This is a genomic window from Pseudomonas sp. B40(2017), assembly GCF_002112855.1.
GTDB classification, from domain to species: domain Bacteria; phylum Pseudomonadota; class Gammaproteobacteria; order Pseudomonadales; family Pseudomonadaceae; genus Aquipseudomonas; species Aquipseudomonas pharyngis.
Genome location: NZ_NEIT01000003.1, coordinates 350,437 through 376,593, shown reverse-complemented (window position 1 = coordinate 376,593; position 26,157 = coordinate 350,437). Strand labels below are relative to the sequence as shown.

25 protein-coding genes and 1 pseudogene are annotated in these 26,157 nt (G+C 62.0%); 6 read left to right on the top strand and 20 right to left on the bottom strand.

Annotated features, from left to right (window positions below; genetic code table 11):
* Nucleotides 1-76: 76 nt before the first annotated feature.
* The gene (gene sugE / locus CAF76_RS09190; protein ID WP_003223093.1) at nucleotides 77-391 is read left to right on the top strand and encodes a quaternary ammonium compound efflux SMR transporter SugE; all 315 of its coding nucleotides are present in this window, start codon (nucleotides 77-79) and stop codon (nucleotides 389-391) included.
* 104 nt (nucleotides 392-495) lie between these two features.
* Here the strand turns inward: sugE and CAF76_RS09185 are convergent, their stop codons facing one another.
* The 4 genes from CAF76_RS09185 to CAF76_RS09170 all read right to left on the bottom strand — a co-directional run bounded on the left by CAF76_RS09185 (nucleotide 496) and on the right by CAF76_RS09170 (nucleotide 5,290).
* Nucleotides 496-2,370 (bottom strand): MFS transporter, encoded by a 1,875-nt coding sequence (locus CAF76_RS09185; RefSeq protein WP_085648471.1) that lies wholly within the window; start codon nucleotides 2,368-2,370, stop codon nucleotides 496-498.
* Nucleotides 2,371-2,480: 110 nt separating this feature from the next.
* Nucleotides 2,481-3,632: a TDT family transporter gene (locus CAF76_RS09180; protein WP_085648472.1), complete on the bottom strand. Its 1,152-nt coding sequence runs from the start codon at nucleotides 3,630-3,632 to the stop codon at nucleotides 2,481-2,483.
* A 105-nt stretch (nucleotides 3,633-3,737) separates the two neighbouring features.
* Entirely contained in the window at nucleotides 3,738-4,049 is a 312-nt protein-coding gene (locus CAF76_RS09175; protein WP_085648473.1) for a cupin, read from the bottom strand.
* A gap of 53 nt (nucleotides 4,050-4,102) precedes the next feature.
* On the bottom strand, nucleotides 4,103-5,290 hold the full coding sequence (locus tag CAF76_RS09170) for an MFS transporter (RefSeq protein WP_085648474.1): 1,188 nt from the start codon (nucleotides 5,288-5,290) through the stop codon (nucleotides 4,103-4,105).
* Between the two features lie 91 nt (nucleotides 5,291-5,381).
* Between CAF76_RS09170 and CAF76_RS09165 the strand changes: the two genes are divergently transcribed.
* Entirely contained in the window at nucleotides 5,382-5,924 is a 543-nt protein-coding gene (locus CAF76_RS09165) for a TetR/AcrR family transcriptional regulator (RefSeq protein ID WP_085648475.1), read from the top strand.
* A gap of 134 nt (nucleotides 5,925-6,058) precedes the next feature.
* Nucleotides 6,059-9,529, top strand: coding sequence for a hybrid sensor histidine kinase/response regulator (locus CAF76_RS09160; protein WP_085648476.1), 3,471 nt, complete (start codon nucleotides 6,059-6,061; stop codon nucleotides 9,527-9,529).
* A gap of 9 nt (nucleotides 9,530-9,538) precedes the next feature.
* On the opposite strand, the gene rmuC is transcribed toward CAF76_RS09160, so the two are convergent.
* Together rmuC and CAF76_RS09150 are read right to left on the bottom strand one after the other, a co-directional pair.
* Nucleotides 9,539-10,903 carry a DNA recombination protein RmuC gene (gene rmuC / locus CAF76_RS09155; protein ID WP_178076170.1) on the bottom strand — a complete coding sequence of 455 codons (1,365 nt, stop codon included), beginning with the start codon at nucleotides 10,901-10,903 and terminating at the stop codon, nucleotides 9,539-9,541.
* Nucleotides 10,904-11,078: 175 nt separating this feature from the next.
* On the bottom strand, nucleotides 11,079-11,402 hold the full coding sequence (locus tag CAF76_RS09150) for a hypothetical protein (RefSeq protein WP_082934370.1): 324 nt from the start codon (nucleotides 11,400-11,402) through the stop codon (nucleotides 11,079-11,081).
* 954 nt (nucleotides 11,403-12,356) lie between these two features.
* Here CAF76_RS09150 and CAF76_RS09140 point away from each other — a divergent pair.
* The 3 genes from CAF76_RS09140 (at nucleotide 12,357) to CAF76_RS09130 (ending at nucleotide 14,758) form a co-directional block, all read left to right on the top strand.
* Nucleotides 12,357-12,581, top strand: coding sequence for a hypothetical protein (locus CAF76_RS09140; RefSeq protein ID WP_007950419.1), 225 nt, complete (start codon nucleotides 12,357-12,359; stop codon nucleotides 12,579-12,581).
* A gap of 276 nt (nucleotides 12,582-12,857) precedes the next feature.
* On the top strand, nucleotides 12,858-13,340 hold the full coding sequence (locus CAF76_RS09135) for a hypothetical protein (protein WP_064594536.1): 483 nt from the start codon (nucleotides 12,858-12,860) through the stop codon (nucleotides 13,338-13,340).
* A gap of 146 nt (nucleotides 13,341-13,486) precedes the next feature.
* A complete protein-coding gene (locus CAF76_RS09130; RefSeq protein WP_085648477.1) occupies nucleotides 13,487-14,758 on the top strand; it encodes an OmpP1/FadL family transporter in 1,272 nt (423 codons plus the stop codon).
* A gap of 97 nt (nucleotides 14,759-14,855) precedes the next feature.
* On the opposite strand, the gene CAF76_RS09125 is transcribed toward CAF76_RS09130, so the two are convergent.
* The 14 genes and pseudogenes from CAF76_RS09125 to cobO form a co-directional block, all read right to left on the bottom strand.
* Nucleotides 14,856-15,416 carry a glutathione peroxidase gene (locus tag CAF76_RS09125; RefSeq protein ID WP_039769833.1) on the bottom strand — a complete coding sequence of 187 codons (561 nt, stop codon included), beginning with the start codon at nucleotides 15,414-15,416 and terminating at the stop codon, nucleotides 14,856-14,858.
* A gap of 55 nt (nucleotides 15,417-15,471) precedes the next feature.
* Complete coding sequence (locus CAF76_RS28830) at nucleotides 15,472-15,594, bottom strand: hypothetical protein (RefSeq protein WP_007950415.1); 123 nt, start codon at nucleotides 15,592-15,594, stop codon at nucleotides 15,472-15,474.
* On the bottom strand, nucleotides 15,591-16,799 hold the full coding sequence (locus tag CAF76_RS09120; RefSeq protein WP_011333148.1) for an MFS transporter: 1,209 nt from the start codon (nucleotides 16,797-16,799) through the stop codon (nucleotides 15,591-15,593). Before CAF76_RS09120 ends, CAF76_RS28830 begins: the two co-directional genes overlap by 4 nt.
* A gap of 54 nt (nucleotides 16,800-16,853) precedes the next feature.
* Complete coding sequence (locus CAF76_RS09115; RefSeq protein WP_007950413.1) at nucleotides 16,854-17,258, bottom strand: MarR family winged helix-turn-helix transcriptional regulator; 405 nt, start codon at nucleotides 17,256-17,258, stop codon at nucleotides 16,854-16,856.
* 56 nt (nucleotides 17,259-17,314) lie between these two features.
* Entirely contained in the window at nucleotides 17,315-18,046 is a 732-nt protein-coding gene (locus CAF76_RS09110; RefSeq protein WP_085648478.1) for an adenosylcobinamide-GDP ribazoletransferase, read from the bottom strand.
* Nucleotide 18,047: 1 nt separating this feature from the next.
* Entirely contained in the window at nucleotides 18,048-18,623 is a 576-nt protein-coding gene (cobC, locus tag CAF76_RS09105) for an alpha-ribazole phosphatase family protein (RefSeq protein WP_074687573.1), read from the bottom strand.
* Complete coding sequence (gene cobT / locus CAF76_RS09100) at nucleotides 18,620-19,675, bottom strand: nicotinate-nucleotide--dimethylbenzimidazole phosphoribosyltransferase (RefSeq protein WP_085648479.1); 1,056 nt, start codon at nucleotides 19,673-19,675, stop codon at nucleotides 18,620-18,622. Before cobT ends, cobC begins: the two co-directional genes overlap by 4 nt.
* Complete coding sequence (cobU, locus tag CAF76_RS09095) at nucleotides 19,672-20,193, bottom strand: bifunctional adenosylcobinamide kinase/adenosylcobinamide-phosphate guanylyltransferase (RefSeq protein WP_085648480.1); 522 nt, start codon at nucleotides 20,191-20,193, stop codon at nucleotides 19,672-19,674. Before cobU ends, cobT begins: the two co-directional genes overlap by 4 nt.
* A pseudogene (locus CAF76_RS09090) lies at nucleotides 20,189-21,647 on the bottom strand (cobyric acid synthase); the annotation flags it as partial. The gene cobU and the pseudogene CAF76_RS09090, both read right to left, overlap by 5 nt.
* Nucleotides 21,644-22,654, bottom strand: a complete 1,011-nt coding sequence (cobD, locus tag CAF76_RS09085) for a threonine-phosphate decarboxylase CobD (RefSeq protein WP_085648482.1) — start codon at nucleotides 22,652-22,654, stop codon at nucleotides 21,644-21,646. The pseudogene CAF76_RS09090 and the gene cobD, both read right to left, overlap by 4 nt.
* On the bottom strand, nucleotides 22,647-23,555 hold the full coding sequence (cbiB, locus tag CAF76_RS09080; RefSeq protein ID WP_085648483.1) for an adenosylcobinamide-phosphate synthase CbiB: 909 nt from the start codon (nucleotides 23,553-23,555) through the stop codon (nucleotides 22,647-22,649). The genes cobD and cbiB overlap by 8 nt, the downstream gene beginning before the upstream one ends.
* Complete coding sequence (gene bluB / locus CAF76_RS09075) at nucleotides 23,552-24,202, bottom strand: 5,6-dimethylbenzimidazole synthase (RefSeq protein ID WP_085648484.1); 651 nt, start codon at nucleotides 24,200-24,202, stop codon at nucleotides 23,552-23,554. Before bluB ends, cbiB begins: the two co-directional genes overlap by 4 nt.
* Nucleotides 24,199-25,494 carry a cobyrinate a,c-diamide synthase gene (locus CAF76_RS09070; RefSeq protein ID WP_085648485.1) on the bottom strand — a complete coding sequence of 432 codons (1,296 nt, stop codon included), beginning with the start codon at nucleotides 25,492-25,494 and terminating at the stop codon, nucleotides 24,199-24,201. The genes bluB and CAF76_RS09070 overlap by 4 nt, the downstream gene beginning before the upstream one ends.
* Nucleotides 25,491-26,102, bottom strand: a complete 612-nt coding sequence (cobO, locus tag CAF76_RS09065) for a cob(I)yrinic acid a,c-diamide adenosyltransferase (RefSeq protein ID WP_007950401.1) — start codon at nucleotides 26,100-26,102, stop codon at nucleotides 25,491-25,493. The genes CAF76_RS09070 and cobO overlap by 4 nt, the downstream gene beginning before the upstream one ends.
* Nucleotides 26,103-26,157: the final 55 nt, after the last annotated feature.

Sequence of the window (26,157 nt, the reverse complement as noted above, 5' to 3'; positions counted from 1 at the left end):
GCCACGCGGGGACGACCCTGCGGCTCAATCGAGTTTTCAATCAGGGGACGGCCCCGTCAATCGATGGAGGTCTTTCATGTCCTGGATCATTCTGTTTTTCGCCGGCCTGTTCGAAGTCGGCTGGGCCGTCGGCCTGAAATACACTGATGGTTTCACCCGTCCGCTTCCGACCGTTCTCACCGTTGCCGCCATGGCGATCAGCCTTGGCCTGCTGGGTCTGGCGATGAAGGAATTACCGCTGGGCACGGCTTATGCGATCTGGACTGGCGTCGGCGCTGTGGGCACGGTGATTGCCGGGATCATCCTGTTTGGCGAATCGATGGCGTTGATACGCCTGGCCAGCGTTGCACTGATCATCACCGGATTGATCGGGCTCAAGGTCAGCGCCTGATTCACTACCGCTATCGCGAGCAGGCTCGCTCCCACATTGGAACTGTGAATACGGAACTACTGTGGGAGCGAGCCTGCTCGCGATGAGGCCAGCACAGCCAATGATTATCTGACTGTCCCGCGCAATTCCCCGACCAACGCCTGCAGTTCCGCTGGCTGCGCCGCTTCGACGGCGACCGGCGAACCCGCCACCAGCGTCACCCGCGACCACAAGCGCCGGAACACTCCCTTGTTCGGATCGCGACTGAAGAAACTGCCCCACAACCCCTGCAACGCCAGCGGAATCACCGGCACCGGCGTCTCCTCGAGAATCCGCGTCAGCCCGCCCTTGAACTCGTTGATCTCGCCATCGGCGGTCAACTTGCCTTCCGGGAAGATGCAGACCAGCTCACCTTCCTTCAGGTATTGGGCAATCCGGGTGAAGGCCTTTTCGTAGATCTCGATGTCTTCCTGGCGTCCGGCGATAGGAATGGTCCCCGCCGTGCGGAAGATAAAGTTCAGCACCGGCAGGTTGTAGATCTTGTAGTACATGACAAAGCGAATCGGCCGACGCACCGCGCCGCCAATCAGCAAGGCATCGACGAACGACACGTGGTTGCACACCAGCAACGCCGCGCCTTCATCCGGAATCGCGTCAAGGTTGCGATGCTCGACGCGGTACATGGAATGGCTCAGCAGCCAGATCATGAAACGCATGCTGAACTCGGGGACGATCTTGAAGATGTAGGCGTTGACGCCGATGTTCAGCAGCGACACCACCAGGAACAGCTGCGGAATCGACAGTTTGACCACGCTCAGCAACACGATGGTGACAATCGCCGAAATCACCATGAACAGCGCGTTGAGAATGTTGTTGGCGGCAATCACTCGCGCCCGCTCGTTCTCGGCGGTGCGCGACTGGATCAACGCGTACAGCGGCACGATGTAGAAACCGCCAAAGATCCCGAGGCCCAGCACATCGACCAACACCGCCCAGGCATGGCCGAAACTCAGCACTTCGGTCCAGCTATGGCCAACAGCGCTTTCTGGAATTCCACCGGAGTGCCACCACAGCAACAGCCCGAAAACCGTCAGGCCGAACGAGCCGAACGGCACCAGGCCGATCTCGACTTTACGCCCGGAAAGTTTCTCGCACAGCATCGAACCCAGCGCGATACCGACCGAAAACACCGTCAGAATCAGGGTGACCACGGTTTCGTCACCGTGCATCCACTCCTTGGCGTAAGCCGGAATCTGCGTCAGATAAATCGCCCCGACGAACCAGAACCACGAGTTGCCGACGATCGAGCGCGACACCGCTGGCGTCTGCCCCAGACCCAGCTTCAAGGTCGCCCAGGACTGACTGAAGATGTTCCAGTTCAGGCGCATTTCCGGGGTCGCCGCCGCCGCGCGAGGAATGCTGCGACTGGCCAGATAACCCAGTACGGCGATACCGACAATCGCGGCGGACACCACCGGCGCGTAATTGGCCGACGACATCATCACCCCGGCGCCGATGGTCCCGGCCAGAATGGCCAGAAACGTGCCCATCTCCACCAGCCCGTTGCCGCCGACCAGTTCATCGTCGCGCAAAGCCTGCGGCAGGATCGAATATTTCACCGGCCCGAACAGCGCCGAGTGCGTGCCCATGGCGAACAGCGCCACCAGCATCAGCGACAGGTGATCGAACAGAAAGCCGATGGATCCCACGGCCATGATGGCGATTTCTGCCAGTTTGATCAGACGGATCAACGCGTCCTTGGCGAATTTTTCCCCGAACTGCCCGGCCAGCGCCGAGAACAGAAAGAACGGCAGAATAAACAGCAGCGCACACAGGTTGACCCAGATCGAGCGATCACCCTCGATGGTCAGCCGATAGAGAATGGCGAGGATCAGCGACTGCTTGAACACGTTGTCATTGAACGCGCCCAGCGACTGAGTGATGAAGAACGGCAGGAAGCGCCGGGTACGCAGCAGGTTGAACTGTGAGGGGTGACTCATCTTCCGTGTGACCCTGTTGTTTTTGGAAAGAGAAGGTAGCGAGTGGCCTGGCTACGCTTATAAGAATCTCGAACCGCGATCCAGGCCACACATTACCTAATCTTTGCAGGTTATTTCTTCAAACCTGCAATGCACGGTGAAACAAACAGCTCACCGCGCCACGCGCCTTGCAGGGTGCGTTTACCGACGATCAGCCACATCACCGCCAGCAACGTCACCAGCACACAACCGGCCACGCTGAAGAACGTCAGGTGCAACGTGCTGCCCAGTTTCAGGGTTGCCAGCGAATAAACGCCCAACGGGAAGGTGAATCCCCACCAGCCAAGGTTGAACGGGATGCCATCACGCAGGTAACGCACGGTGATCAGCAGCGCCATCAGCATCCACCACAGACCGAAGCCCCACAGCGTGATCCCGGCGACCAGGCCCAGGCCCGACGCCATTTCGCCGATGCCCGACATACCGTTGGCTGCGAATATCGCTGGCGCGTCACCGCCCAGCAGCAACATGCCCAGGGCGCCGGTGCCGATTGGCCCCAGGGCCAGCCAGCTCGATGCCGCCATGTTTTCGTGGGGCAGTTTGTGCAAGGCCATGCGCAACAAAAGAATGGTCAGAATGCTGAACGCCACGGGTAAGGAAAAAGCCCACAGCACGTAGCTCGTCACCAGCACCACCAGTTGCGAGTGGGCATCAGCCAGGTGCGGCGCCAGCAGCCCGCCGCTGGCAGCCGCCACTTCTGCCGCTACCACCGGCAACAGCCAGACGGCGGTCATCTGATCGATGCTGTGTTCCTGACGGGTAAACATCATGTAGGGAATCAGCACGCCGCAGGCCAGCGACATCGCCACGTCCAGCCACCACAACACCTCGGCAAGTTGAATCATCCCGTCGCCCCAGCGCGGCAAACCGAACAATAGAAAGCCGTTGATGATGGTCGCCAGGCCCATGGGAATGGTGCCGAAGAACATCGAAACCGTGGAGTGGCCGAAGATCCGCCGCGCTTCGTCGAAGAACAAAATCCAGCGCGCGGCATACGCAGCGGTAAACAGCACGAACAACAGAATGTTGAACATCCACAGCCCTTCGGCCACCGCGCGCAGGCCGGGAATGGACACCGGCAATTGCGCCAGCGCCAAGGCCAGCACGCCGGTGCCCATGGTCGCGGCGAACCAGTTCGGGGTGAATTGGCGGATCACTTCACGCGGGTGCTGAAGCTGGCTGAATGGCTTGATGCCGGGTTTGACGCTGTTGGGGCAAATCATCATGAACTCCTGTCCTCAGGTGAGGTTGAGCTCATGGTAGAACCGAATCGAATATCTATATAACGGGTAATATCTCTAACTGTTATCTATTTTGTCGATATTCAGTCAGACACTGCCTTCGGTTTCGATCACCAGAATCCGCGCCGCGCCTTGCGGATGAGCAACATGCTCCGTGCCGATGGACGCGTGGAAGATATCGCCAACGTCGAGCAAGGCCTGCTTCTCCTCACCTTCTTCGCGATAGTGCATGAGCACTTGGCCGTCGAGCACCACGAACACTTCTTCACCGTCATTGACATGCCATTTGTAAGGCTGATCGGTCCAGTGCAGACGCGTGGTGATGCCGTTCATGTTGGCGATGTCGAGCGCGCCCCAGGCGCGGTCGGCGGTGAAGGTCTTGCTGCGGATAATCTTCATGCGTCGATCCGTGAGAAGAGTTGGCTGGCCAAGGCTAACCGAATCCAGAGATGTTATGGAGCGCTGCAGGTCTTCGCCGCTTGCGCGCGGAAGCTCATCAGCAGCGCTCCGACCGCCAACACGATCAGCACCGCGCCATACACATCGGTGGTGGTCAGCAGGCCCACGCTGTGGGTGAAATGTCCGGCCAGTAACGCCGGCAGGCAGAACGCCAGGTAACTCAGCACATAAAACGCCGACATCAACCCGGCGCGCTCATGAGGCAATGCCAACGGCACCAGACTGCGCACCGCTCCGAGAAAACCGGAGCCAAAGCCACACCCGGCCACCAGTGTGCCGAAGAAGAACAGCGACAGACTGGCGCTGTGCACGCCCAACAGAATCAGCACGATACCGGCCGGCAGCAGGCTCGCCCCAAGTTGCAGCGCTCGGGAGGCCGGACGATTGCGCAACGTGAAGATCATTAGCGCACCGGTCACGGTCAACGCCGCCACGGTCGCGCCGCCGATCAGGTTGGAGGTGGAGCCAGTGGCCGTGCGCACCAGCGACGGTGCCAGCGAGGCATAAAAACCGCCGAGCGCCCAGGTCGCGGTATTCAGCGGCAATACTCGCCATAACGTCGAACGCGCCTGGACCGGCACGTGCAGGGTCGGCCGCAACGAGGCCCATGCCCCGGCCTGCGGCGAGACGCTTTCCGGCAGGCGCCACACATAGATGCCTTGCAACACAAACAGCGCGAGCAGCAACCAATAGGTCAATTGCAACGGCGCCGGGGCGAACTCGGCCAGCAAGCCGCAGCCCATGCCACCCAACGCCATGCCCAGCAACGGAGCAACGCTGTTGATCAGCGGCCCCTGCTGACGGTCGGTATCCAGCAGTGTCGCGCTCAACACGGCGGTGGCCATGCCGGTGGCGAAACCTTGCAGCACTCGCGCGCCGATCAGCCAGCCCACGCTGTCGGCGTAGATAAATAGCAACATCGCCAGCACATTGAGCGTCACGGCGGTGAAGATCACCGGTTTGCGTCCCAGGTGATCCGACAGCGACCCGACCGTCAGCAACGCGGCCAGCAGACTGAGGGCATAGACGCCGAAAATCAGGGTCAGCACCGCTGCCGAAAAATGCAGCTGATCCTGATACAGGTGATACAACGGCGTCGGCGCAGTGGAAGCGGCGAGAAAACTCAGTAAGGTGATCGCCAGAAACCACAGGCTGGAACGGTTGGAAGCAAGGCTGGTCATGGGCACACTCCGCAAAAGCTAATTTTTTGCTTTTGCGGAGTGTGCTCTTGGCTTGCGCTTAAAGCAAATTCTTTGTGTTAAGGTCTGCCGCATGGCTATTAAAGAAGGTTTACGCCCCGGCGGTCGCAGCGCCCGGGTGCAGGAGTCGATTCACTCGGCAGTCCGCGCGCTTCTGCAAGAACAGGAGCGCTCAACGGTGACCGTCCCGCAAATCGCGGCGCGCGCCGGGGTAACGCCATCAACCATTTATCGGCGCTGGGGCGATCTGGCGACCTTGCTGGCCGACGTTGCCCTCGCCCGCATGCGCCCCGACAGCGAGCCGGCCGAAACCGGCAGCCTGCGCAGCGACATCCGCGCGTGGGCCGAACAATACCTCGACGAAATGAGTTCGGAACCCGGGCGCAACATGATGCGCGACGTGCAGGCGAGTGCGACGCCGGGCTATTGCGTGGCGATCATCGGCGCGCAGTTGCAAACCATCATCGAGCGCCACCCCAAGGAACCGGCGCCGAGCGTGGATCGGCTGATCAATCTGGTGGTGTCCCCGGTGGTATTTCGCATTCTGTTTTCGGCAGCGCCGCTGGAAGTCGGAGAACTGCACCGCTTGATCGACATCGCGCTGAAACCGGACTGACCGCAGAACCGGCCGGTTCTGTTCCTGCGACACCCCGCCGCGCCACGACCTTGGTCGACACTGACTAACCGCCGCGCCCGTGCGAGACTGTCTGACCGGGCGCGAGTCCGGTCGTTTTCTGTCGGGAGTGTTCCATGTCGTTGTCCACCGGGCTGATCGCCGCCGTCGCCCTGGCCTATATGGCCATCATGTTCGCCATCGCCTTCTACGGCGACCGTCGCAGCACACCCCTGCCGCCACGGGTGCGTGCCTGGGTGTACAGCCTGTCGCTGGCGGTCTACTGCACCAGTTGGACGTTCTTTGGCGCGGTCGGTCAGGCTGCCGAACAACTGTGGTCGTTCCTGCCGATCTACCTCGGGCCGATCCTGCTGCTGCTCGGTGCGCCGTGGGTGCTGCAGAAAATGGTGATGATCAGCAAGCAGGAGAACATCACCTCCATCGCCGACTTCATTGCCGCCCGTTACGGCAAGTCCCAGTCGTTGGCGGTGGTGGTTGCGCTGATCTGTCTGGTCGGCGTTCTGCCTTATATCGCCTTGCAGCTCAAAGGCATTGTCCTCGGCGTGAACCTGCTGATCGGTGCCGGCGCCGACGCCATGGGCACCCGCGCCCAGGACACCGCGCTGATCGTGTCGCTGGTGCTCGCGCTGTTCACCATCGTCTTCGGTACGCGCAACCTCGATGCCACCGAGCACCACCGCGGCATGGTGCTGGCGATTGCCTTTGAATCGCTGGTCAAGCTGTTCGCCTTCCTCGCCGTCGGCGCCTTCGTCACTTATGGCCTGTATGACGGCTTCGACGACCTGTTCAATCAGGCGATGCTCGCCCCGCGCCTGGAGGAATACTGGAAAGAAACCATCAACTGGCCGTCGATGGTGGTACAGACCGGCGTAGCGATGATGGCGATCATCTGCCTGCCCCGACAGTTCCACGTGACGGTGGTCGAGAACATCGACCCGCAGGATCTGCGCCTGGCCAAATGGGTGTTCCCCGCCTACCTCGCACTGGCCGCGCTGTTTGTAGTCCCGATCGCCCTGGCCGGTCAGATGCTGCTGCCCAGCTCGGTCATCCCCGACTCTTTCGTCATCAGCCTGCCATTGGCCCAGGCCCATCCGGCGCTGGCGATGCTGGCGTTTATCGGCGGTGCGTCGGCGGCCACCGGCATGGTGATCGTAGCGAGTGTGGCGCTGTCGACCATGGTCTCCAACGACATGCTGTTACCGTGGCTGCTGCGCCGCAACAATGCCGAGCGGCCGTTCGAAGTGTTCCGTCAGTGGATGCTCTCGGTGCGCCGCGTCAGCATCGTGCTGATTCTGTTGCTGGCCTACGTCAGCTACCGTTTGCTCGGCTCGACTGCGAGCCTGGCGACCATCGGCCAGATCGCCTTCGCCGCCGTCACCCAACTGGCCCCGGCGATGCTCGGCGCGCTGTACTGGAAACAGGCCAACCGGCGTGGTGTATTCGCCGGTCTCGCCGCCGGTACGTTCCTGTGGTTCTACACCTTGATCCTGCCGATCGCTGCGCGCAGCCTCGGTTGGTCGCTGGACAGTTTCCCCGGACTCGCCTGGCTGCACAGCAACCCGTTGAACCTGCCGATCACCCCGCTGACCCAAGGCGTGGTGCTGTCGCTGGCAGGCAACTTCACCCTGTTCGCCTGGGTCTCGGTGCTGTCGCGCACCCGCGTGTCGGAGCACTGGCAGGCCGGGCGTTTTATCGGCCAGGAAATCAGCGCCCGGCCGAATGCACGCTCGATGCTGGCGGTGCAGATCGACGATTTGCTGCAATTGGCGGCACGCTTTGTCGGCGAAGAACGCGCGCGGCAGAGCTTCATCCGCTTCGCCTACCGCCAGGGCAAAGGGTTCAACCCGAACCAGAACGCCGACGGCGAATGGATCGCCCACACTGAGCGTTTGCTGGCCGGTGTCCTTGGCGCTTCGTCAACGCGAGCGGTCGTGAAAGCCGCCATCGAAGGTCGAGAAATGCAGCTGGAGGACGTCGTGCGGATCGCCGACGAAGCCTCGGAAGTGCTGCAGTTCAACCGTGCGCTGCTGCAAGGCGCGATCGAAAATATTACCCAGGGCATCAGCGTGGTCGACCAGTCGCTGAGACTGGTGGCCTGGAACCGCCGCTATCTCGAACTGTTCAACTATCCGGACGGTTTGATCAGCGTTGGCCGACCGATTGCCGACATCATTCGCCATAACGCCGAGCGTGGTTTGTGCGGCCCCGGTGAAGCGGAAGTTCACGTCGCCCGTCGTCTGCACTGGATGCGTCAGGGCCGCGCCCACACCTCCGAGCGACTGTTCCCCAATGGCCGGGTGATCGAGCTGATCGGCAACCCGATGCCTGGCGGCGGTTTCGTCATGAGTTTCACCGACATCACCGCGTTCCGCGAAGCCGAGCAGGCGCTGACCGAGGCCAACGAAGGGCTGGAGCAACGGGTCAGCGAACGGACCCAGGAACTGTCGCAACTCAACGTCGCGTTGACCGAAGCCAAGGGCAATGCCGAGGCGGCCAACCAGTCCAAGACCCGCTTTCTCGCCGCCGTCAGTCACGACCTGATGCAGCCCTTGAACGCCGCACGGCTGTTCTCTGCCGCCCTCTCCCATCAGGAAGACGGCCTGAGCGCGGAGGCGCAGAAACTGGTGCAGCATCTCGACAGTTCGCTGCGCTCGGCCGAAGACCTGATCAGCGACCTGCTGGACATTTCCCGCCTTGAGAACGGCAAGATCAACCCGGATCGCAAGCCGTTCGCGGTCAATGAGCTGTTCGATATTCTCGGCGCGGAATTCAAGGCACTGGCTCAGGAACAGGGCTTGAGTTTCCGGGTACGGGGCAGTCAGTTGCGCATCGACAGCGACATCAAGTTGCTGCGGCGGATTCTGCAGAACTTCCTCACCAACGCTTTCCGCTACGCAAAAGGCCCGGTGCTGCTGGGCGTGCGTCGGCGCAAAGGCGAAATCTGTCTGGAAGTGTGGGATCGCGGGCAGGGGATTCCGGAGGACAAACAGCAAGTGATCTTCGAGGAATTCAAACGCCTCGACAGCCACCAGACCCGCGCCGAAAAAGGTCTGGGCCTGGGTCTGGCGATAGCCGACGGTCTGTGCCGCGTGCTCGGCCATACCTTGCGCGTGCGCTCATGGCCGGGGCGCGGCAGCGTGTTCAGTGTCCGCGTGCCGTTGGCCAAAGCGCAGACCGTGCAACCGCCAGCGGCGGTGGAAATCAATGGCAAATTGCACAGCGGCGCGCAGGTGCTGTGCATCGACAACGAAGACAGCATTCTGATCGGCATGAACAGCCTGCTCACGCGCTGGGGCTGTCAGGTCTGGACCGCGCGAAACCGCGAAGAATGTGCGGCGCTGCTCGATGACGGCGTGCGGCCACAATTGGCGCTGGTGGACTATCACCTCGATCACGGCGAAACCGGCACCGATCTGATGGCCTGGTTGCGCACAAGGCTGGGCGAGCCGGTGCCTGGCGTGGTGATCAGCGCCGACGGGCATCCGGAAACGGTGGCGCAGGTGCACGCGGCGGGGCTGGATTATCTGGCCAAACCGGTGAAACCGGCGGCGTTGCGGGCGTTGTTGAGTCGTTATTTGCCGCTCTAGCAGAGCGGCTTATTCAGGCAGCTCGACCAGGCCGTCGGCATCGGTCATCGCGCGCTCCAGCAGATCCGCCGGCAGGCTTTTGCTGGCCCGCGCGCCGAGCAACTTGAGCTGTTCGCTGCGGCTGACCAGGTTGCCGCGCCCTTCTGTCAGCTTGTTGCGCGCCGCGCTGTAGGCCTTGTCCAGTTGCTGCAAGCGATTGCCGACTTCGTCCAGATCCTGAATGAACAACACGAACTTGTCATACAGCCAACCGGCGCGCTCGGCGATTTCCCGGGCGTTCTGGCTCTGACGCTCCTGCTTCCACAGGCTGTCGATGACCCGCAGCGTTGCTAGCAGCGTGGTCGGGCTGACGATCACGATGTTGCGATCAAAAGCTTCCTGAAACAGTGACGGCTCGGCCTGCAATGCAGCGGAAAACGCTGCTTCGATGGGCACGAACAGCAAGACGAAATCGAGGCTGTGCAAACCTTCCAGTCGCTTGTAATCCTTGCCGGCCAGGCCTTTGACGTGACTGCGCAGGGATAGCACGTGTTGCTTCATGGCGATCTGGCCAATGGCATCGTCGTCCGCCGCGACGTATTGCTGATACGCGGTGAGGCTGACCTTGGAATCCACCACTACCTGCTTGTCGCCCGGCAAGTAAATGATCACGTCCGGCTGAAAACGCTCGCCATCCGGGCCCTTGAGATTGACCTGGGTCTGGTACTCCCGGCCCTTCTCCAGCCCGGCATGCTCAAGCACACGCTCGAGAATCAGCTCGCCCCAGTTGCCCTGGGTTTTCTGGCCCTTCAGGGCGCGGGTCAGGTTGGTCGCTTCGTCGCTCAGGCGCAGGTTCAGTTGCTGCAAACGCTCCAGTTCCTTGGCCAGCGAAAAACGCTCGCGGGCTTCGGCCTGGTAGCTTTCCTCGACACGTTTTTCGAACGACTGGATGCGCTCTTTCAAAGGGTCGAGCAATTGACCAAGACGCTGCTGGCTGGTTTCGGCAAAGCGTTGTTCGCGCTCATCGAAGATCTTGCCGGCCAGTTCGGCGAACTGGGCACGCAACTCGTCACGGGAACCTTGCAGGTCATCCAGACGTTGTTGATGGCTTTCCTGTTGCTCGCGCAATTCGGCATTCAGCGAAGCCGCCTGGGCGTCCAGGCGCCGCAATTCAGCTTCCTTGTTGGCGCGCTCGAGATTCCAGGCGTGGGCGGCGTCACGAGCGTCGTCGCGCTCGATCTGCAATAGTTCGACTTCCCGGCGTACGGCGGCGAGCTCCGCTTGTTTCGAGGCATTGGCCTGGCCGAGATCGGCGACTTCATCGCGGCAGGCTTCAAGTTGTGCAGTGAGGCCGTCCTGGGCCATTTGCGCCATGGCCAGCCGCTCCTCGAGCAACGCGACTTCAGACTGGTTCTGACTGGCCCGACGTTGCAGTTGCCAGGCCAATGCCAGCAACGGCACCGCCGCACCTGCCAGCCCCAGCAGGATGCTGGTCAAGTCCATCGCCATAGTGATTCCCGCCGATCCGATAAAGCCTGAAGGTTAACCAAGGCGTCTGGTCTTGGACAGCTCAGTCTTCGATCAGGCCGAGTTCCTGTTGCGCGCGTCGGTCACCGGCGCGGGCGGCCTGGCGCAGCAGGTCCTGGCCGATCCGGCGATCCCGTGCATTGCCGCACTCGCGGCACATCAACTGGCCGAGGCGACTCTGCGCCGCGACCACCCCTTCCCGGGCCGGTTGCTTGAGCAGGCGGCCGGCGAGGTGCTTGGCATTTCGGCTGTCGCCAAGACGCGGGCTGTCCAGCAGCCATTCGGCCACGCGCACGGAAAATCGCTTGGGAGCGGTAACACGAGGGAGTTGGGAGGTAACAGATTCTGGAGCTGAACGAAACTTCATAAAGCACTGTGGGACAGATCGGAAGGCGCGCCACTCTACTCTTTTTTTCGCACAGGTAAAGTCGAAAAAAACCCGGCACGCCCGTGCTAGAGCAAGCGCTCGGGACAATCCACAGAAGCTGTGGATAACTCAGTGGACAACCGCCCTCCAGTCGCCGCAAAGCCTTGTGGAACGGGGCTCGCAGTCAAACTGACGATTTTTTCACCAGTTAAAAAAAGCGATGTTTTTCATTGACTTAAACTTTCGATGCAGGCAGCCGTCGGGGTCAGGATTGTTGTGACAGCGCCGTTACAGTCTGCGCAACTAATGTGCACAAGTACCTGTTACGCGGTTATATCGACGCGCCTTTTCGGGTCGTTTTGGCATTCGTGCTGGGGATAAGCCGCTGCGCAGAGCGTCAACATCTTTCCGGTGGTGGCGACCGACGGACGTAAAGTGAGCCAGATCGGGGCAGGCGGGGGAGCCCGGGTAGCGGATTCTGATTTTTTTGATCATCGGGTTTGCCTTCTGCGATTCGTTCCGTTAGTATCCGCGGCGTTAGTACCAAGCTGAAAGTCAATTCCGGTCGAACACACCCCCACGGTCAAGTTTCTCTCACAGAGATCTTCACTGAAAAAAGCGGGATCGACCCCTCGATGGTTTCCAGGTAAATCTTGCGACGACACAGTCTTTGAATCGAATGCAAAGAGTGTTGCGAAGACCACTTACTCTGACCGAACCAACCTGCAAATTGATCAGGATCTTCACCAAGGGCCCAGAACCTCTGCCCTTGATATGTTGCCTGTCCTCCTAAGTACCTACCTGCCAGCCCAAGCGCGCCAACTTTTATAGCGCTCGAACTGGCTGCCTTGTTCCAGTCGGGTTCTTCGTTCGACCAATGGTGGTTGACGTTACTGGAACGTTTTAACGTTGCACGGTTCTTATCCGTGTCATTTGTAGGAACACCTAATAACTATGTCGACTCAAATCCAGACTCAGGATGCCATTCGCACCCTAACCAACGCTTTTGCTCCAATGAACTGCCTGATCATGGCCGCTCGCAAAGGCTGCTTCAGCTTCACCGTGGTCAATGAACACGGGATCGCCCGCCACAGCGAGCGTCTGTACCCCGATCAATACTCCAGCGCCGAACCGCTGCAGGCCGTGATTGATCGCACCCGTCAGGCATTGATCGCCTGAGAAGCCGAAATGGCTGCAAAAGCAAAAGCCCTGCTAAAATGCGGGGCTTTTTATTGCCCGATGTTTCACTTTTACCTCTTTCCGCTTAAGCACCAACCGGTATAACGGTTATAACGGCGCGCCGGAAATATTTTAAAAACAGTCCTTTACGTCGCGAATATGACACTACACTTCAACTCAAGCGGCGTGTTCCGCTTCCGGCGAGCCTGAGTCGATCCACAGCTGCCAAGCTCCCCCTTCAGGCCTCGCCGCCCAATAACAAGATCCGAGGGATTTATGGGTATCGCTGCCAGCGAACTGTGCCGCTATGTGATTCGTCCTACGCTGATCTACCTGGGACGTCACTGCGCAACCGCCGAATCCCTGCTGCTGGGCATTGCCGCCAGCCAGTCCGCCCTCGGTTCCGCCCTGCATGACCGCCGCGGCCACGGCCTGTACCGGATTGCCGAACATCGCCATCAGGCCCTCTGGGATCATTACCTGGCGCTGGATCCGGAACGCGCCAGCCTGGTTCGCGGCCTCGCCAGCCAGCATGCCTTCCTCAGCGGCCCGCACCTGGAACTGACCGTCAATTTGCGTTATGCCACAGCCATCGCCTGGCTGCTGGTCGAAGAACAAAACACTACCCTCCCCGAGCCGGACGATCTGCTGGGCATGGCGCGTATCTGGCGTCAGACCTTTCAGCCCCAAGGTCGTCTGCGCGACTTCACCTGCGCCTGGCAAACCTGTGTTTCACCGCTGAATCAGGTCGCTTGCTGACCCGCTGTTTTCACAACATCGCCCAACAGGCAGTGATTTTGGTCGGATTGTCCTACAAAACCGCTCTAACTCAAGGCATACGGACTATAGCGCCGGGACGAAAATGTTGGTAATTTTCGCCCCGGTGATCACCAGGAGTTCTAATAATGAAAAAAGTCATGCTCAAAACCACCCTTAGCCTTGCCGTAACCGTGGCATCCACCCAGATCTTCGCAGCTGGCTTTGCCATCAACGAACACAGCATCAGCGGGATGGGGACTGGGTACGCCGGGCGATCTTCTTCTGCCGACGACGCAAGCACCGTTTATGGCAACCCTGCCGGCATGTCGCGCATCACGCGCGAACAAGTCACCGGTGGCGTTGCATTCCTCGACGCAAAAACCGATATCAGCGACGCCAGCTCCAGCCCGAACGGCGGCAGCAACAAAGGCGACATGGTGCCCTTCACCTCCGTACCTATGGGTTACTACGTCAAGCCGATCGACGAGCATTGGGCATTCGGTCTGGGTGTGTACGTACCCTTCGGCCTGATCACCGACTATGAAAACGGCTTCGCCGGCCGTTACTTCGGCAGCAAGTCAGAAGTCAAGATCATCACCTTCCAGCCAACGGTCAGCTACAAGTTCAACGATGTCGTGTCGATCGGTTTCGGCCCGACCATCAACCGCATCGACGGCTCGCTGGAATCCAACCTGTCGATCACTCAGGCAGCGCCGGATGGCAAGGTCAAGATCAAGGGCGACGACACCGCACTGGGCTACAACATCGGCGTGCTGGTACAGGCTACCGACAGCACTCGCCTGGGTCTGACCTACCACTCGAAAGTCGACTACAAGCTCGATGGCAACACCAAGGTCAACTACGGTGTGCTGGGCGCGATCGGCCTGGGTGCGAACCAGAAGTACGACGCTTCGCTGAAGATCACCACGCCTGAATCCGTGGACCTCTCGGTCACCCAGGCGATCAACGATCGCTGGAACGTCTACGCCGGTACCACCTGGACCCGCTGGAGCCAGTTGGAAAAGATCACCGTCAAGAACTCCGGCGTTCAGCCACTGCTGGCTGGCCAGTTCGGCGAGATCACCGAAGAACAGAACTGGCATGACACCTGGGCTTACGCCATCGGTACGTCCTACCAGTTGAACAAGGAATGGGTACTGCGTACCGGCCTGACGTTCGACCAGTCGCCGACCAACAACGTCGACCGTTCGCCACGCATCCCGACCGGCGACCGGACCATCTTCAGCATCGGTGCCGGCTGGAGCCCGACCGAAGACCTGACCATCGACGTTGCCTACTCGTACCTGAAGGAAGAGAAGGTCAACATCCGCAACGAAAACGATCGTGGCCAGAGCTACAACTCGCAGTATGAAAACTCGGCAAACGGCTTTGGTGTCGGCGCAACCTACCGCTTCTGATGCTGTACGGCGAGGCTGAGCTCTTTACCATTTGAGGCCTCGCCCATTAAAAAGCCCCGCTCTCTTCACAGAGGCGGGGCTTTTTGATGGGTGTCGATCAGGGTTTCAGCGGCTGAGAGGCAATGGCTTTCTCGATGGCTGCCAGAAATTCCGGATCATCCGGTTTGGTCAGGCTGGAGAAATTGGCGATCACTTTGCCCTGGCGGTCGATGACGTATTTGTAGAAATTCCACTTCGGTGCGCTGCTCTGTTTGGCCAGCACCTGGAACAGATGAGTCGCATCGTCACCCCGCACCTTCTGCGGTTCGGTCATGGTGAATGTCACGCCGTAGTTGGCGTAGCAGACCTTGGCGGTCTCGGCGCTGTCCTTGGACTCCTGCTTGAAGTCATTGGACGGTACGCCGAGCATTTCCAGGCCCTGGGCCTTGTAGCGCTGATTCAGCGCTTCCAGCCCCTCGAACTGCGGCGCAAAACCACAGAAGCTGGCCGTGTTAATCACTACCAGCGGTTTGTCGGCGTAGCGCTGACACAGGTCGATGGATTCCTTGGCCCGCAACTTGGGCAACGAGCCTTGCAACAGATCCGGACAGTCCGCGGCCTGGGCCAGTCCGGTCAACGCCATCAGCAACGCGGGAACAGCACACCAGCGCTTGAGCATGTCGGGCATCCTTGAGCAATCGTCAGACCTCGACGTTACTCGCCCTCCCGCCGGTCTAGCAAGCACCCATGCCCAACTGCATCAGCGCCAAACCGCCCTGATGCCAGCCCCACCACACCAGCGCCAGCAACGCGGCGCCGAGTGCGGTGACGACGATCTGCGGCCAGAAACGGTTCATGCAGCGCTCGCACGCGGTTGCAGGCGCTCGACCGGGCGCTCGCGCACCGGCCAGTTCAGCGCCGCCGCCAGCAGACTCAGGAGAATCGCCACTTGCCAGATCAAGTCATAACTCCCGGTTCGGTCATACACCACCCCGCCCAGCCAGCCGCCGAGGAACGAACCCAACTGATGGAACAGAAACACGATGCCGCCGAGCATGGACAGGTTTCGCACGCCAAACAAGGTCGCCACCGTACCGTTGGTCAACGGCACCGTCGACAGCCACAGGAACCCCATGGCCATGCCGAACAGATAGGCCGAGGTCGTCGTCACCGGCAGCCACAGAAACAGCACGATCACCACCGCGCGCAGCAGATAGAGCCCGGTCAGCAGACGCGGTTTGGACATCCGCCCACCGAGCCAACCGGCGGTGTAGGTACCGAAGATGTTGAACAGGCCGATCAACGCCAGCACGGTGGTGCCGACGGTGGCCGGCAGATGCTGATCAACCAGATACGCCGGCAAGTGCACGCCGATGAAAACCACCTGAAATCCGCAGACGAAAAAACCGAATGCCAGCAACCAGAAACCGGAGTGCGAACAGGCTTCGCGCAGGGCTTCGGACAGGGTTTGTTCGTGGCCGAGCACCGGCAGCGGCTTGTCCTTGAGCATGCTCACCAGCGGCACGATCAGCGCCACCAGCAGGCCCAGCACAAGCAATGCCGCCGACCAGCCGAGCCAGCCAATCAGCCCGAGGGTGCCCGGCAACATCGCGAACTGGCCGAAAGAACCGGCAGCACTGGCAATGCCCATGCCCATGCTGCGTTTCTCCGGCGGCACGGCGCGGCCGACGACACCGAGAATCACCGAGAACGAGGTCCCGGACAATCCGATACCGATCAACAGACCGGCGCTCAGGGACAAGCCCAAAGCGGTTTCCGACAGGCCCATGAACACCAGGCCCAAGGCGTAGAGCACACCGCCGATCAACACCACTTTCGCCGCGCCGAAGCGGTCGGCCAGCGCGCCAGTGAACGGTTGCGCCAGCCCCCAGATCAGGTTCTGCAAGGCGATGGCGAAGGCGAACACCTCGCGCCCCCAGCCGAACTGGGCGCTCATCGGCGACAGAAACAAGCCGAAGCCGTGCCGCACGCCCAATGACAACGCCAGAATCAGCGCACTCCCCAGCAACACCCAACCGCACGTACGCCACATCGAACTCATTATTATTCTCCAGTCGCGGGTATATACCCGCTTAGATTCGGAAAAAACCGGCCCTCAGGCCAGTTCATCCAATAGCCGCAGCAAGGTTTCACGCTTCTCGGCACCCAGTCGGTCGATCAACCGCTGTTGCGCCGCTTCCCAGGCCGGCAAGGCTGCTGCCAGGCGTTGCGCACCGGTTTCGGTGAGCCGGACGATGCGGTTGCGCATGTCTTCGCCCTCGGCCAGCGCCACCAGGCCCTCGCCTTCCAGCACCCGCAGATTGCGCCCGAGGGTGCTGCGATCCAGGCCCATGGCCTCGGCCAGTTCGGAAATGCTCGGCTGATCCAGGCGCTGCAGATTGCACAGCAGAGAATACTGGGCAACGTTGATCCCGAAGCCGTCGAGAGCGCCGTCGTAATGCCTGCTGACGCCACGCGCGGCGCGACGCAGGTTGGTGCACAAACACTGAGATGGAAGCATGATGCGTGTATATACCCGCGACTGTGTTAAATCAAGTTACAGATCAAAGTTACTTATCAAAACAAGGCCAGCCCGACCAGCACTGACATCTCCAATAGTTCCAGCAACGCTCCCGCCGTATCACCGGTGGTTCCACCCAGTCGCCGCACCATCAAATGCCGCAGCCAGATGAACACGACAACCGCCAGCAGCAACGCCACGACAGCGTTGAACCCGGCGATCGCCACACACGCCGCCGCACTCCCTGCCAGCACCTGCCAACCCGCCTTGCGCGGCAGATGATCGGCCAGCGCCTGCCCCAACCCGCCAGCCCGCACATAAGTCGTGGTGAGAAACAGCCCGAGCAACGCCGCTCGGCCGATCAGCGGCACGATGATCAATGCCGTGCCCTGCTGTTGTTCGATCAACGCCAGCAACGCGGCGAACTTGAGCAGCAACACCAGCACCAGCGTCACCACCGCGATCGGCCCGCTGCGCGGATCCTTCATGATCGTCAGCGTACGCTCGCGATCACCGAAGCCGCCGAGCCACGCATCGGCGCTGTCCGCCAGCCCATCAAGGTGCAACGCGCCGCTGAGCAGCACCCACACCGCCAGCAACAGCGCCGCATGCAACAGCAACGGCGTGCCGACCAAGGAAATGTTCAGCGCCCAGAGAATGACACCGAACAACAGTCCCACCAGCGGATAAAACAGCAGCGACCGGCCGAGTTGTTCAGGCGCCGGCATGCCCGGCAGACGAATCGGCAGGCTGCTGAGAAATTGCAGGGCGATCCACAGAGGCAGCATGTCAGAGCACTTCCCTGAGCGAACCGTCGGCCTCGACGATCAGCGAAAACAGCGCGCCGTGGCCGACTTCGACATTGAGCAGTTGTTCACGGGGCAAGCCACGGGCCTGCGCCAGCAACAGACGCATGACGCCACCATGACTGACCAGCAACACCCGCTCACCCGCGTGCGCCGCGTGCAGTCGCATCACCGCCGCCAGCACCCGCGCCGAAAAATCGCTGACCGGCTCACCCTGGGGCGGGGTAAACCCATAGGGATCCGCCCAGAACAAGCCCAGGCCCTCGGCATCGGTTTCCATCAGCGCCGCCGCGCTCTGCCCTTCCCAGGCACCGAAATGCAGTTCTTGCAGATTCTTGTCCAGAGAAACCGACAGCTCCCACTGCGCGCTCAACTCTTCAGCAAACCGCGCACAACGCTGCAACGGCGAGCTGACCAGCCGATCCCACGGCCCCTGTCCGCTCACCGCCTCACGCATCTGCGCCCAGCCTTTTTCGGTCAACGCATCGTCGAGGCTGCCGCGCAGGCCGCCGCCGAGTTCGGTTTCACCGTGGCGCAGCAGATCCAGGCGCAAGGTCATGCCGGGCGGTCCGCCACCGCGGCTTCAGCGAAGGTTGCCATCTGGCCGTGCAGGTCGCAGGCCAGACGCAACAACGGCACCGCCAGCGCCGCGCCACTGCCCTCGCCCAGACGCAGGCCCAGTTCCAGCAGCGGTTCAGCGCCGAGGGTTTCCAGTACATGGCGATGGCCCGGCTCGGCACCACGGTGACCGAACAGCAGCCATTCACGGCAGGCCGGATTCAGGCGCACCGCCACCAGTGCCGCGACCGTGCAGATGAAACCATCCACCAGCACCGCCACACCTTCCTGAGCGCACGCCAGATAGGCGCCGACCAGTGCCGCAATCTCGAAGCCGCCGAGATTGAACAGCGTCTGCAACGCATCGCCGCGTTGCGCCGCGTGCAGTGCCAGCGCCCGCTCGATCACCTGCGCCTTGTGGCTGACGCCTTCGGCATTCAGCCCGGTGCCGGGGCCGGTCAGGTGTGCCACCGGGCAGTCGAGCAAAGCACAGGCCAGCGCACTGGCGGCGGTGGTGTTGCCGATGCCCATTTCGCCGCCGATGAACAATTGCGCGCCTGCCGCTTTCGCCCGCAGCACGCTGTCGCGACCGCCCTGCAAGGCGAGTTCGCCTTGGGCCTGAGTCATCGCCGCGCCCTTGGCGAAATTCGCCGTGCCCGGGCCGATGTTCAGGTGACGCACGCCCGACAGGTTCAGCGACGGGGTCACCGTGCCCAGATCCACCACTTCCAGCTGCGCGCCGAGTTGCCGCGCCAGCACGCTGATCGCCGCGCCGCCGCTGACGAAGTTCAGCAGCATCTGCCCGGTGACTTCCTGCGGGAACGCGGAAACCCCTTCGGCGACAACGCCATGGTCACCCGCAAAAATCGCGATCCAGACTTGATCCAGTGTCGGCTTGACCTGGCCCTGCAATCCGGCCAGCTGCACCGCCACCGATTCAAGCTGACCGAGGGAGCCGGCGGGTTTGGTCAATTGCTGCTGACGCGCCGCCGCGTTTGCAACGGCGTCCGTATCTACCGGTTTGCACGGGTTCAGCCACCAGGCTTGGGTCATAACGCAGGTCCTTTCAAAGTCAGGGGCAGGCCGGCGACCGTCAGGACGACTCGCTGACAACGCTCGGCCAGAGCTTGATGCAGCCAACCGGCTTCATCGACGTAGCGGCGAGTCAATTCGCCCAGCGGCACGACACCCATTCCGGTCTCGTTGCTGACAAAAATGATTTCACCCGGCAGCACCGCCAGGCATTCGAGCAGGGCATCGCGCTCGGCGGCGAGGCGTTCAGCGTCATCGAGCATCAGCAGATTGGTCAGCCACAGCGTCAGGCAATCCACCAGCAGGCAACGCTCGGGGCCAGCGTTTTCGCGCAGCACACGGGCCAGTTCCAGCGGCTCTTCGATCAACGCCCATTCGGCAGGACGACGGGCGCGATGATGGGCGACACGCTCATTCATCTCGCCATCCAGTGGTTGGCTGGTGGCGATGTATGTCACGGCCAGCGCGCTGTCAGTGGCGAGTTTTTCGGCCAGACGACTTTTGCCGGAGCGGGCGCCGCCGAGGATCAACTGGAGCATGGGGAGATTCCACAGAGTTCACGCAACAGATCAGTATCCAGATGCTTCTCCACCAGATCCGCCAGCCGCTCGATATCGCGTTCGCGCAGGCCGTGGTAATCCACCTCCTGCACATCGTTCAGACCGGCCCAGCGCAACAGCGCCGCACTGGCCGCCGGCGATTCGAACAGGCCATGCAGGTAGGTGCCGAAAATCTGACCGTCGAGACTTTGCGCGCCGTCACAGCGGCCGTCGTCCAGATGCACGGCAGCATTTTCCAGCGCCGCTCCCGTGGTCACGCCGGCATGAATTTCATAACCGCTGACCTCGGCATCTTCCAGCGCCAGACGCCCGCGAACATTGCGCAACTGTTTCTCGGCTTCGAGCTGCGTTTCAAACGCCAGCAACCCCAGACCGGCGCTGGAACCCGGCGCACCTTCAAGGCCCAGCGGATCGTGCACCTGCTCGCCGAGCATTTGCAGACCGCCGCAGATCCCGAGCAATTTCCCGCCGTAACGCAGGTGACGGCGGATGGCGGATTCCCAGCCATTGGCGCGCAGATACGCCAAGTCACTGCGCACGCTTTTCGAGCCCGGAAGAACGATCAGATCGGCCGGCGGTATCGCTTGCCCCGGGCCGATGAATTGCAGATCAACCTGCGGATGCAGACGCAGCGGATCGAAATCGGTGTGGTTGCTGATGCGCGGCAGCACCGGCACCACCACTTTCAGGACTTGCTCCGCCTTGTCCGTCTGACGCTGGTCGATGCCGTCCTCGGCCTCCAGATGCAAGTCCATCACGTACGGCAGCACGCCCACCACCGGTTTGCCGGTGCGCTGTTCCAGCCAGTCGAGGCCCGGTTGCAGCAAGGCGATGTCGCCGCGAAAACGGTTGATGATGAAACCTTTGACCCGTGCCTGTTCGCTCGGCGACAGCAGTTCCAGCGTGCCCACCAGATGGGCGAAGACGCCGCCACGATTGATGTCGGCGATCAGCAACACCGGGCAATCCACCGCTTCGGCGAAGCCCATGTTGGCGATGTCACCGGCGCGCAGATTGATCTCGGCCGGCGAGCCCGCGCCTTCGACCATCACCAGCGGATAGGCGGCACGCAAACGCTCGTGGGAGGCAAGCACGGCCTGCATGGCGATGGCTTTGTAGTCGTGATAGGCGACGGCGTTCATGCTGGTGACCGCACGACCGTGGATGATGACCTGGGCGCCGGTGTCGCTGTTGGGCTTGAGCAGCACCGGGTTCATGTCGGTGTGCGGCTCGAGAAACGCCGCCTGGGCCTGCACCGCTTGCGCGCGGCCGATCTCGCCGCCGTCGGCAGTCACCGCGCTGTTGAGCGCCATGTTCTGCGGCTTGAACGGCACCACGGCAACGCCCTGACGGGTGGCCCAGCGGCAGAGCGCCGTCACCAGCGTGCTTTTGCCGGCGTCGGAGGTGGTGCCCTGCACCATTAAAGTGGTCATGCTGGTTTGTTTTCCATAGAGCGTTGCAGGGCGAATGCTTGCAGGGCTTGCTCAAGGCGCGCCTCGTCGGCGGCATCGGCGGGCAGCCCGAATCGCAGACTGCTGTTGTGCGCGAAAAGGCGCAGAAGAATGCCACGGCGGGCCATGAATTCGTGCAACGCGGAGGCCTGTTCGGTGATCAGCCACTGAAACAGCGCGCAGCCGCCCTGCGGTTTGAAACCGGAACGTTCGAGCAGCGCAGCCAATCGTTCGCTGGCCTCGTCGCTGCGGATGCGCTGATGCGTGTGGCCTTCGGTGTCGCGCAGACAGGCCTGACCGAGCACGCGGGTCGGCCCGCTGACCGCCCACGGCCCGACCTGTTCGGCCAGCAACCGGAGCAACTTGCGCTCGGCCAGCACGAACCCCAGCCGCACACCGGCCAGACCGAAAAACTTGCCGAACGAGCGCAACACGATCAACCCCACTTGATGCGCATGCGGGGCGAGACTCCGCTGCGGCGTGTTGTCCATGAACGCTTCATCGACCACCAGCCAGCCGCCGCGCTGGGCCAGCCGTGCGTGCCAGTCGAGCAGGCGCGCCGGGGTCAGGTTCAGGCCCGTTGGGTTGTTCGGATTGACCACCACCAGCACGTCGAGGCTGTCGAGAAAGAAATCGACTTCCTGCTCCAGCACCTCACGCACGATATAGCCGCTGCGCCGCCAGGCTTCAGCATGCTCGGCATAACACGGCGACAGCACGCCGACCTTGCCGGCCCGACGCAATCGCGGCAACAACTGAATGGCCATCTGCGAACCGGCCACCGGCAGCACCTGGCTGGTACCGTAGTAATCGCAGGCGGCCTGCTCCAGACCGTCATCGTTTTCCGGCAAGCGTGCCCAGGCCCGCAGCGGAATATCCGGGACCGGAAACGGCCACGGCGCAAGCCCCGTGGACAGGTCGAGCCAGTCTTCTTCCGCGATGCCGTATTCGAGCGCCGCCCTGCGCAACCGGCCACCGTGCTCAAGCATAGAATTCAGCCCCCACGCAGAGAATCAGCAGCCATAACCATACCCCGCGCTGGACCAATTGCCAGCCGCGATCAATGGAATCGGCATCCGCCGGCACGCCCTCGCCCAGTTGCGGACGCTCGTGCAGCTCGCCGTGGTAAATCGCCGGACCACCCAGTTCGACGCCCAAGGCACCCGCGCCGGCGGCCATAACCGGACCGGCGTTCGGGCTGTCCCATTTCGGCGCCTGGGTGCGCCAGCATTTCAGCGCCAGTCGGGTTTTGCCGAGCAGCGCGTAGGTCAACGCCACCAGCCGCGCAGGAATGTAGTTGAGGACGTCGTCGATTTTTGCCGCCGCCCAGCCGAACCGCTCGAAACGTTCGTTGCGATAGCCCCACATCGCGTCGAGCGTATTGCTCAAACGGTAGAGCACCACGCCCGGCGCACCGGCTACGGCAAACCAGAACAGCGCCGCGAACACCGCATCGCTACCGTTCTCCAGCACCGATTCAGTAGCAGCGCGGGCGACAGCGGTGCTGTCCAGCTCATCGGTCTGGCGGCTGACCAGATACCCCACACGCTTGCGCGCCTCTTCCAGATCATCGGCACGCAAGGCCTTGGCCACCGGCTCGACGTGCTCACCCAGGCTGCGCATGCCGAGGGCGCAATACAGCGCAAGAATCTCGACGATCCAGCCCACATACGGCGCCCAGGACAATGCCGTGGCCAGCAGGGTCAGCGGCAACACCGCGATCACCCACGCGGTGACGCCATGGCTGCGCCAGCCACGACCGCCGCTGTTGAAACGTTGCTCGATGCGCCCGGCGAAATTGCCGAACGCCACCAGCGGATGCCAGCGTTTCGGCTCACCCAGCAGCGCATCCAGCGCAACCGCGGCGACACTCAACAACGCCACACTCATTGACTCACTCCCCAGAAATTTTCATACAGCAGCTCATTGAGCGGACGCGCCTGCGCCCACCCTTCGAGTACCAGCATCGGCGCCGGATAAAATTCCTTGACCGGCCCCAGGCAAAGCACCGCCAGCGGCTTGGCACCGGCCGGCAGTTTCAGCAAGTCGGCCAGCGCCTGCGGCTCGAACAGCGACACCCAGCCCATGCCCAGGCCTTCGGCACGCGCGGCGAGCCACAGGTTCTGGATCGCGCAGGACAACGACGCCATGTCCATTTCCGGCAGCGTGCGACGACCGAAAATATGCCGCTCGCGATCGTCCATCAACGCGGCGACCAATACTTCGGCGCAATCGTTGATGCCTTCGACCTTGAGCTTCATGAACGCGTCACTGCGTTCGCCGAGGGCTTCGGCGGTGCGTACGCGTTCTTCTTCAACAAGGTTCTGGATCTGACCACGCAAGGCGCGGTCGCTGATGCGGATGAAGCGCCACGGCTGCATCAGGCCGACGCTCGGTGCCTGATGCGCGGCTTCAAGCAAACGGCGCAACAGTTCAGGCTCGACCGCGCCACCGCTGAAGTGGCGCATGTCGCGGCGTTCGGCGATGGCGCGGTAGACCGCTTCGCGCTCGGCGTCAGTGAAGGCGTTGTCGGTCATGGCACCAACAGCGCGGCAATCGCCGACGGATTTGACGGGAAATAGAAGTGAACGTACGAGGCGGTCATCCGCCCTTGCCGGTATACCGCTTCCGCGCCGCGCCCGCCGTTGGGGCTGTGGCCACGGGCGATTGGCGTCAGTTCGGTGGTGGTCAGGGAATGGTGATAGGTGTGGCCGCGCAACAGGCCTTCCGGCAGGTCGACCTCTTGCAAGGCCAGCGCAGCGAGGCGCTTCTGCATCACGGCGTCGCCACTCAGCAGGCCGACCAAATCAGCGCGGGTGCCTTCGACATCGGTCAGCGAGTCGAGCAGATAAAGCATGCCGCCACATTCGGCGAGCAGCGGTTTGCCGGCGGCGTGGTGAGCGCGGATCGCTTTGAGCATGTCAGTGTTCTGCGACAAGGCAACGTGGTGCAATTCCGGATAGCCGCCGGGCAGGTACAAGCTGTCGGCTTCAGGCAATTGCGCATCGCGGATCGGCGAGAAGAAACTCAGCTCCGCGCCCATCGCCCGAAGCAAGTCGAGACTGGCGCCGTAGGTAAAGGCGAAGGCTTCGTCGCGGGCGACGGCAATTCGTACGCCTTCAAGCAGCTTTTCGGTGTTGACGATTTCAGGCGCGGCGAATTCCACGGCCGGTGGCAGCGCTACCTCGCATGTGCCGGCGAGTGCTTCGGCGGCGGCGTCGAGACGTACGTCGAGATCATTGAGTTCGCTGGCCTGCACCAGCCCCAGATGACGGCTTGGCAGTTCGATCCCGGTTTCCCGGGACAACGCGCCGTACCAGCGCAGGCCTTCGGTGAGGCTGCCTTCGAGCAACTGCGCATGGCGCACGGTGCCGACACGATTGGCCAGCACGCCGGCGAACGGCAGATCAGGCTGATAGCGCGCCAGGCCCAAGGCCAGTGCGCCGAACGTTTGGGCCATGGCCGTGCCGTCGATCACGCCGAGCACCGGTACGCCGAAATGCCGCGCCAGGTCGGCGCTCGACGGCGTGCCATCGAACAGGCCCATCACGCCTTCGATCAGGATCAGATCGGCTTCGGCAGCGGCTTCCCACAACAGACGTCGACTTTCCTGCTCGCCGACCATCCACATGTCCAGTTGATAGACCGGCGCACCGCTGGCGCGCTCGAGGATCATCGGGTCGAGAAAGTCCGGGCCGCACTTGAATACGCGGACCTTGCGCCCCTGATTACGATGCAGACGGGCCAGCGCAGCGGTGACGGTGGTCTTGCCCTGGCCGGAAGCCGGCGCGGCGATCAGTACCGCAGGGCAGTGACGTGGTTGATTCAAAGTTCGACGCCTTTCTGCGCTTTGATGCCGGCCTGGAAGGCGTGCTTGATCATGCCCATTTCGGTGACGGTGTCGCCCATCTCGATCATTTCCGGCTTGGCGGCGCGGCCGGTGACGATCACGTGCTGCATCGGCGGACGGGCCTGCAGATCGCTGAGTACCTGATCCAGATCGAGGTAACCGTGCTTGAGGGCGATGTTCAGTTCATCGAGCACCACCAGACCGATCGACGGATCGCGCAGCAGCTCGCGGGAGACTTCCCAGGCCGCTTCGGCGGCGGCGATGTCGCGCTGACGGTCCTGGGTTTCCCAGGTGAAGCCCTCGCCCATCACATGAAAGCGCACCTGCTCGGGGAAGCGGCGGAAGAACAACTCTTCGCCGGTGCTGTTGCGGCCCTTGATGAACTGCACCACACCGCACTGCATGCCGTGGCCCATGGCGCGGGCGAGCATGCCGAATGCCGAGCTGCTTTTGCCTTTGCCGTTGCCGGTCAGCACCAGCACCAGGCCGCATTCGTCTGGCGAATTGGCGATGCGCTCATCGATCACGGCTTTTTTGCGCTGCATGCGCGCCAGGTGGCGCTCGTCGCGCTCGGGGGAATCAGTCATGGGGGAGCTCTCCGTTGAGGCTGGATAACGGCGGGCAGGCACAAGAATAGACGGC

What these genes read in the sequence shown, in the direction of transcription:
- cobT (WP_085648479.1), bottom strand. Translation starts at nt 19,675, where the DNA reads ATGACCCAAGCCTGGTGGCTGAACCCGTGCAAACCGGTAGATACGGAC.
- CAF76_RS09175 (WP_085648473.1), bottom strand. Translation starts at nt 4,049, where the DNA reads ATGAAGATTATCCGCAGCAAGACCTTCACCGCCGACCGCGCCTGGGGC.
- CAF76_RS09115 (WP_007950413.1), bottom strand. Translation starts at nt 17,258, where the DNA reads ATGCTTCCATCTCAGTGTTTGTGCACCAACCTGCGTCGCGCCGCGCGT.
- CAF76_RS09135 (WP_064594536.1), top strand. Translation starts at nt 12,858, where the DNA reads ATGGGTATCGCTGCCAGCGAACTGTGCCGCTATGTGATTCGTCCTACG.
- bluB (WP_085648484.1), bottom strand. Translation starts at nt 24,202, where the DNA reads ATGACCGACAACGCCTTCACTGACGCCGAGCGCGAAGCGGTCTACCGC.
- CAF76_RS09120 (WP_011333148.1), bottom strand. Translation starts at nt 16,799, where the DNA reads ATGAGTTCGATGTGGCGTACGTGCGGTTGGGTGTTGCTGGGGAGTGCG.
- cobD (WP_085648482.1), bottom strand. Translation starts at nt 22,654, where the DNA reads ATGCTTGAGCACGGTGGCCGGTTGCGCAGGGCGGCGCTCGAATACGGC.
- CAF76_RS09130 (WP_085648477.1), top strand. Translation starts at nt 13,487, where the DNA reads ATGAAAAAAGTCATGCTCAAAACCACCCTTAGCCTTGCCGTAACCGTG.
- cobO (WP_007950401.1), bottom strand. Translation starts at nt 26,102, where the DNA reads ATGACTGATTCCCCCGAGCGCGACGAGCGCCACCTGGCGCGCATGCAG.
- CAF76_RS09165 (WP_085648475.1), top strand. Translation starts at nt 5,382, where the DNA reads ATGGCTATTAAAGAAGGTTTACGCCCCGGCGGTCGCAGCGCCCGGGTG.
- CAF76_RS09150 (WP_082934370.1), bottom strand. Translation starts at nt 11,402, where the DNA reads ATGAAGTTTCGTTCAGCTCCAGAATCTGTTACCTCCCAACTCCCTCGT.
- CAF76_RS09110 (WP_085648478.1), bottom strand. Translation starts at nt 18,046, where the DNA reads ATGCTGCCTCTGTGGATCGCCCTGCAATTTCTCAGCAGCCTGCCGATT.
- CAF76_RS09125 (WP_039769833.1), bottom strand. Translation starts at nt 15,416, where the DNA reads ATGCTCAAGCGCTGGTGTGCTGTTCCCGCGTTGCTGATGGCGTTGACC.
- CAF76_RS09180 (WP_085648472.1), bottom strand. Translation starts at nt 3,632, where the DNA reads ATGATTTGCCCCAACAGCGTCAAACCCGGCATCAAGCCATTCAGCCAG.
- CAF76_RS09185 (WP_085648471.1), bottom strand. Translation starts at nt 2,370, where the DNA reads ATGAGTCACCCCTCACAGTTCAACCTGCTGCGTACCCGGCGCTTCCTG.
- CAF76_RS09160 (WP_085648476.1), top strand. Translation starts at nt 6,059, where the DNA reads ATGTCGTTGTCCACCGGGCTGATCGCCGCCGTCGCCCTGGCCTATATG.
- CAF76_RS09140 (WP_007950419.1), top strand. Translation starts at nt 12,357, where the DNA reads ATGTCGACTCAAATCCAGACTCAGGATGCCATTCGCACCCTAACCAAC.
- CAF76_RS09170 (WP_085648474.1), bottom strand. Translation starts at nt 5,290, where the DNA reads ATGACCAGCCTTGCTTCCAACCGTTCCAGCCTGTGGTTTCTGGCGATC.
- sugE (WP_003223093.1), top strand. Translation starts at nt 77, where the DNA reads ATGTCCTGGATCATTCTGTTTTTCGCCGGCCTGTTCGAAGTCGGCTGG.
- cbiB (WP_085648483.1), bottom strand. Translation starts at nt 23,555, where the DNA reads ATGAGTGTGGCGTTGTTGAGTGTCGCCGCGGTTGCGCTGGATGCGCTG.
- cobU (WP_085648480.1), bottom strand. Translation starts at nt 20,193, where the DNA reads ATGCTCCAGTTGATCCTCGGCGGCGCCCGCTCCGGCAAAAGTCGTCTG.
- cobC (WP_074687573.1), bottom strand. Translation starts at nt 18,623, where the DNA reads ATGACCTTGCGCCTGGATCTGCTGCGCCACGGTGAAACCGAACTCGGC.
- CAF76_RS28830 (WP_007950415.1), bottom strand. Translation starts at nt 15,594, where the DNA reads ATGAACCGTTTCTGGCCGCAGATCGTCGTCACCGCACTCGGCGCCGCG.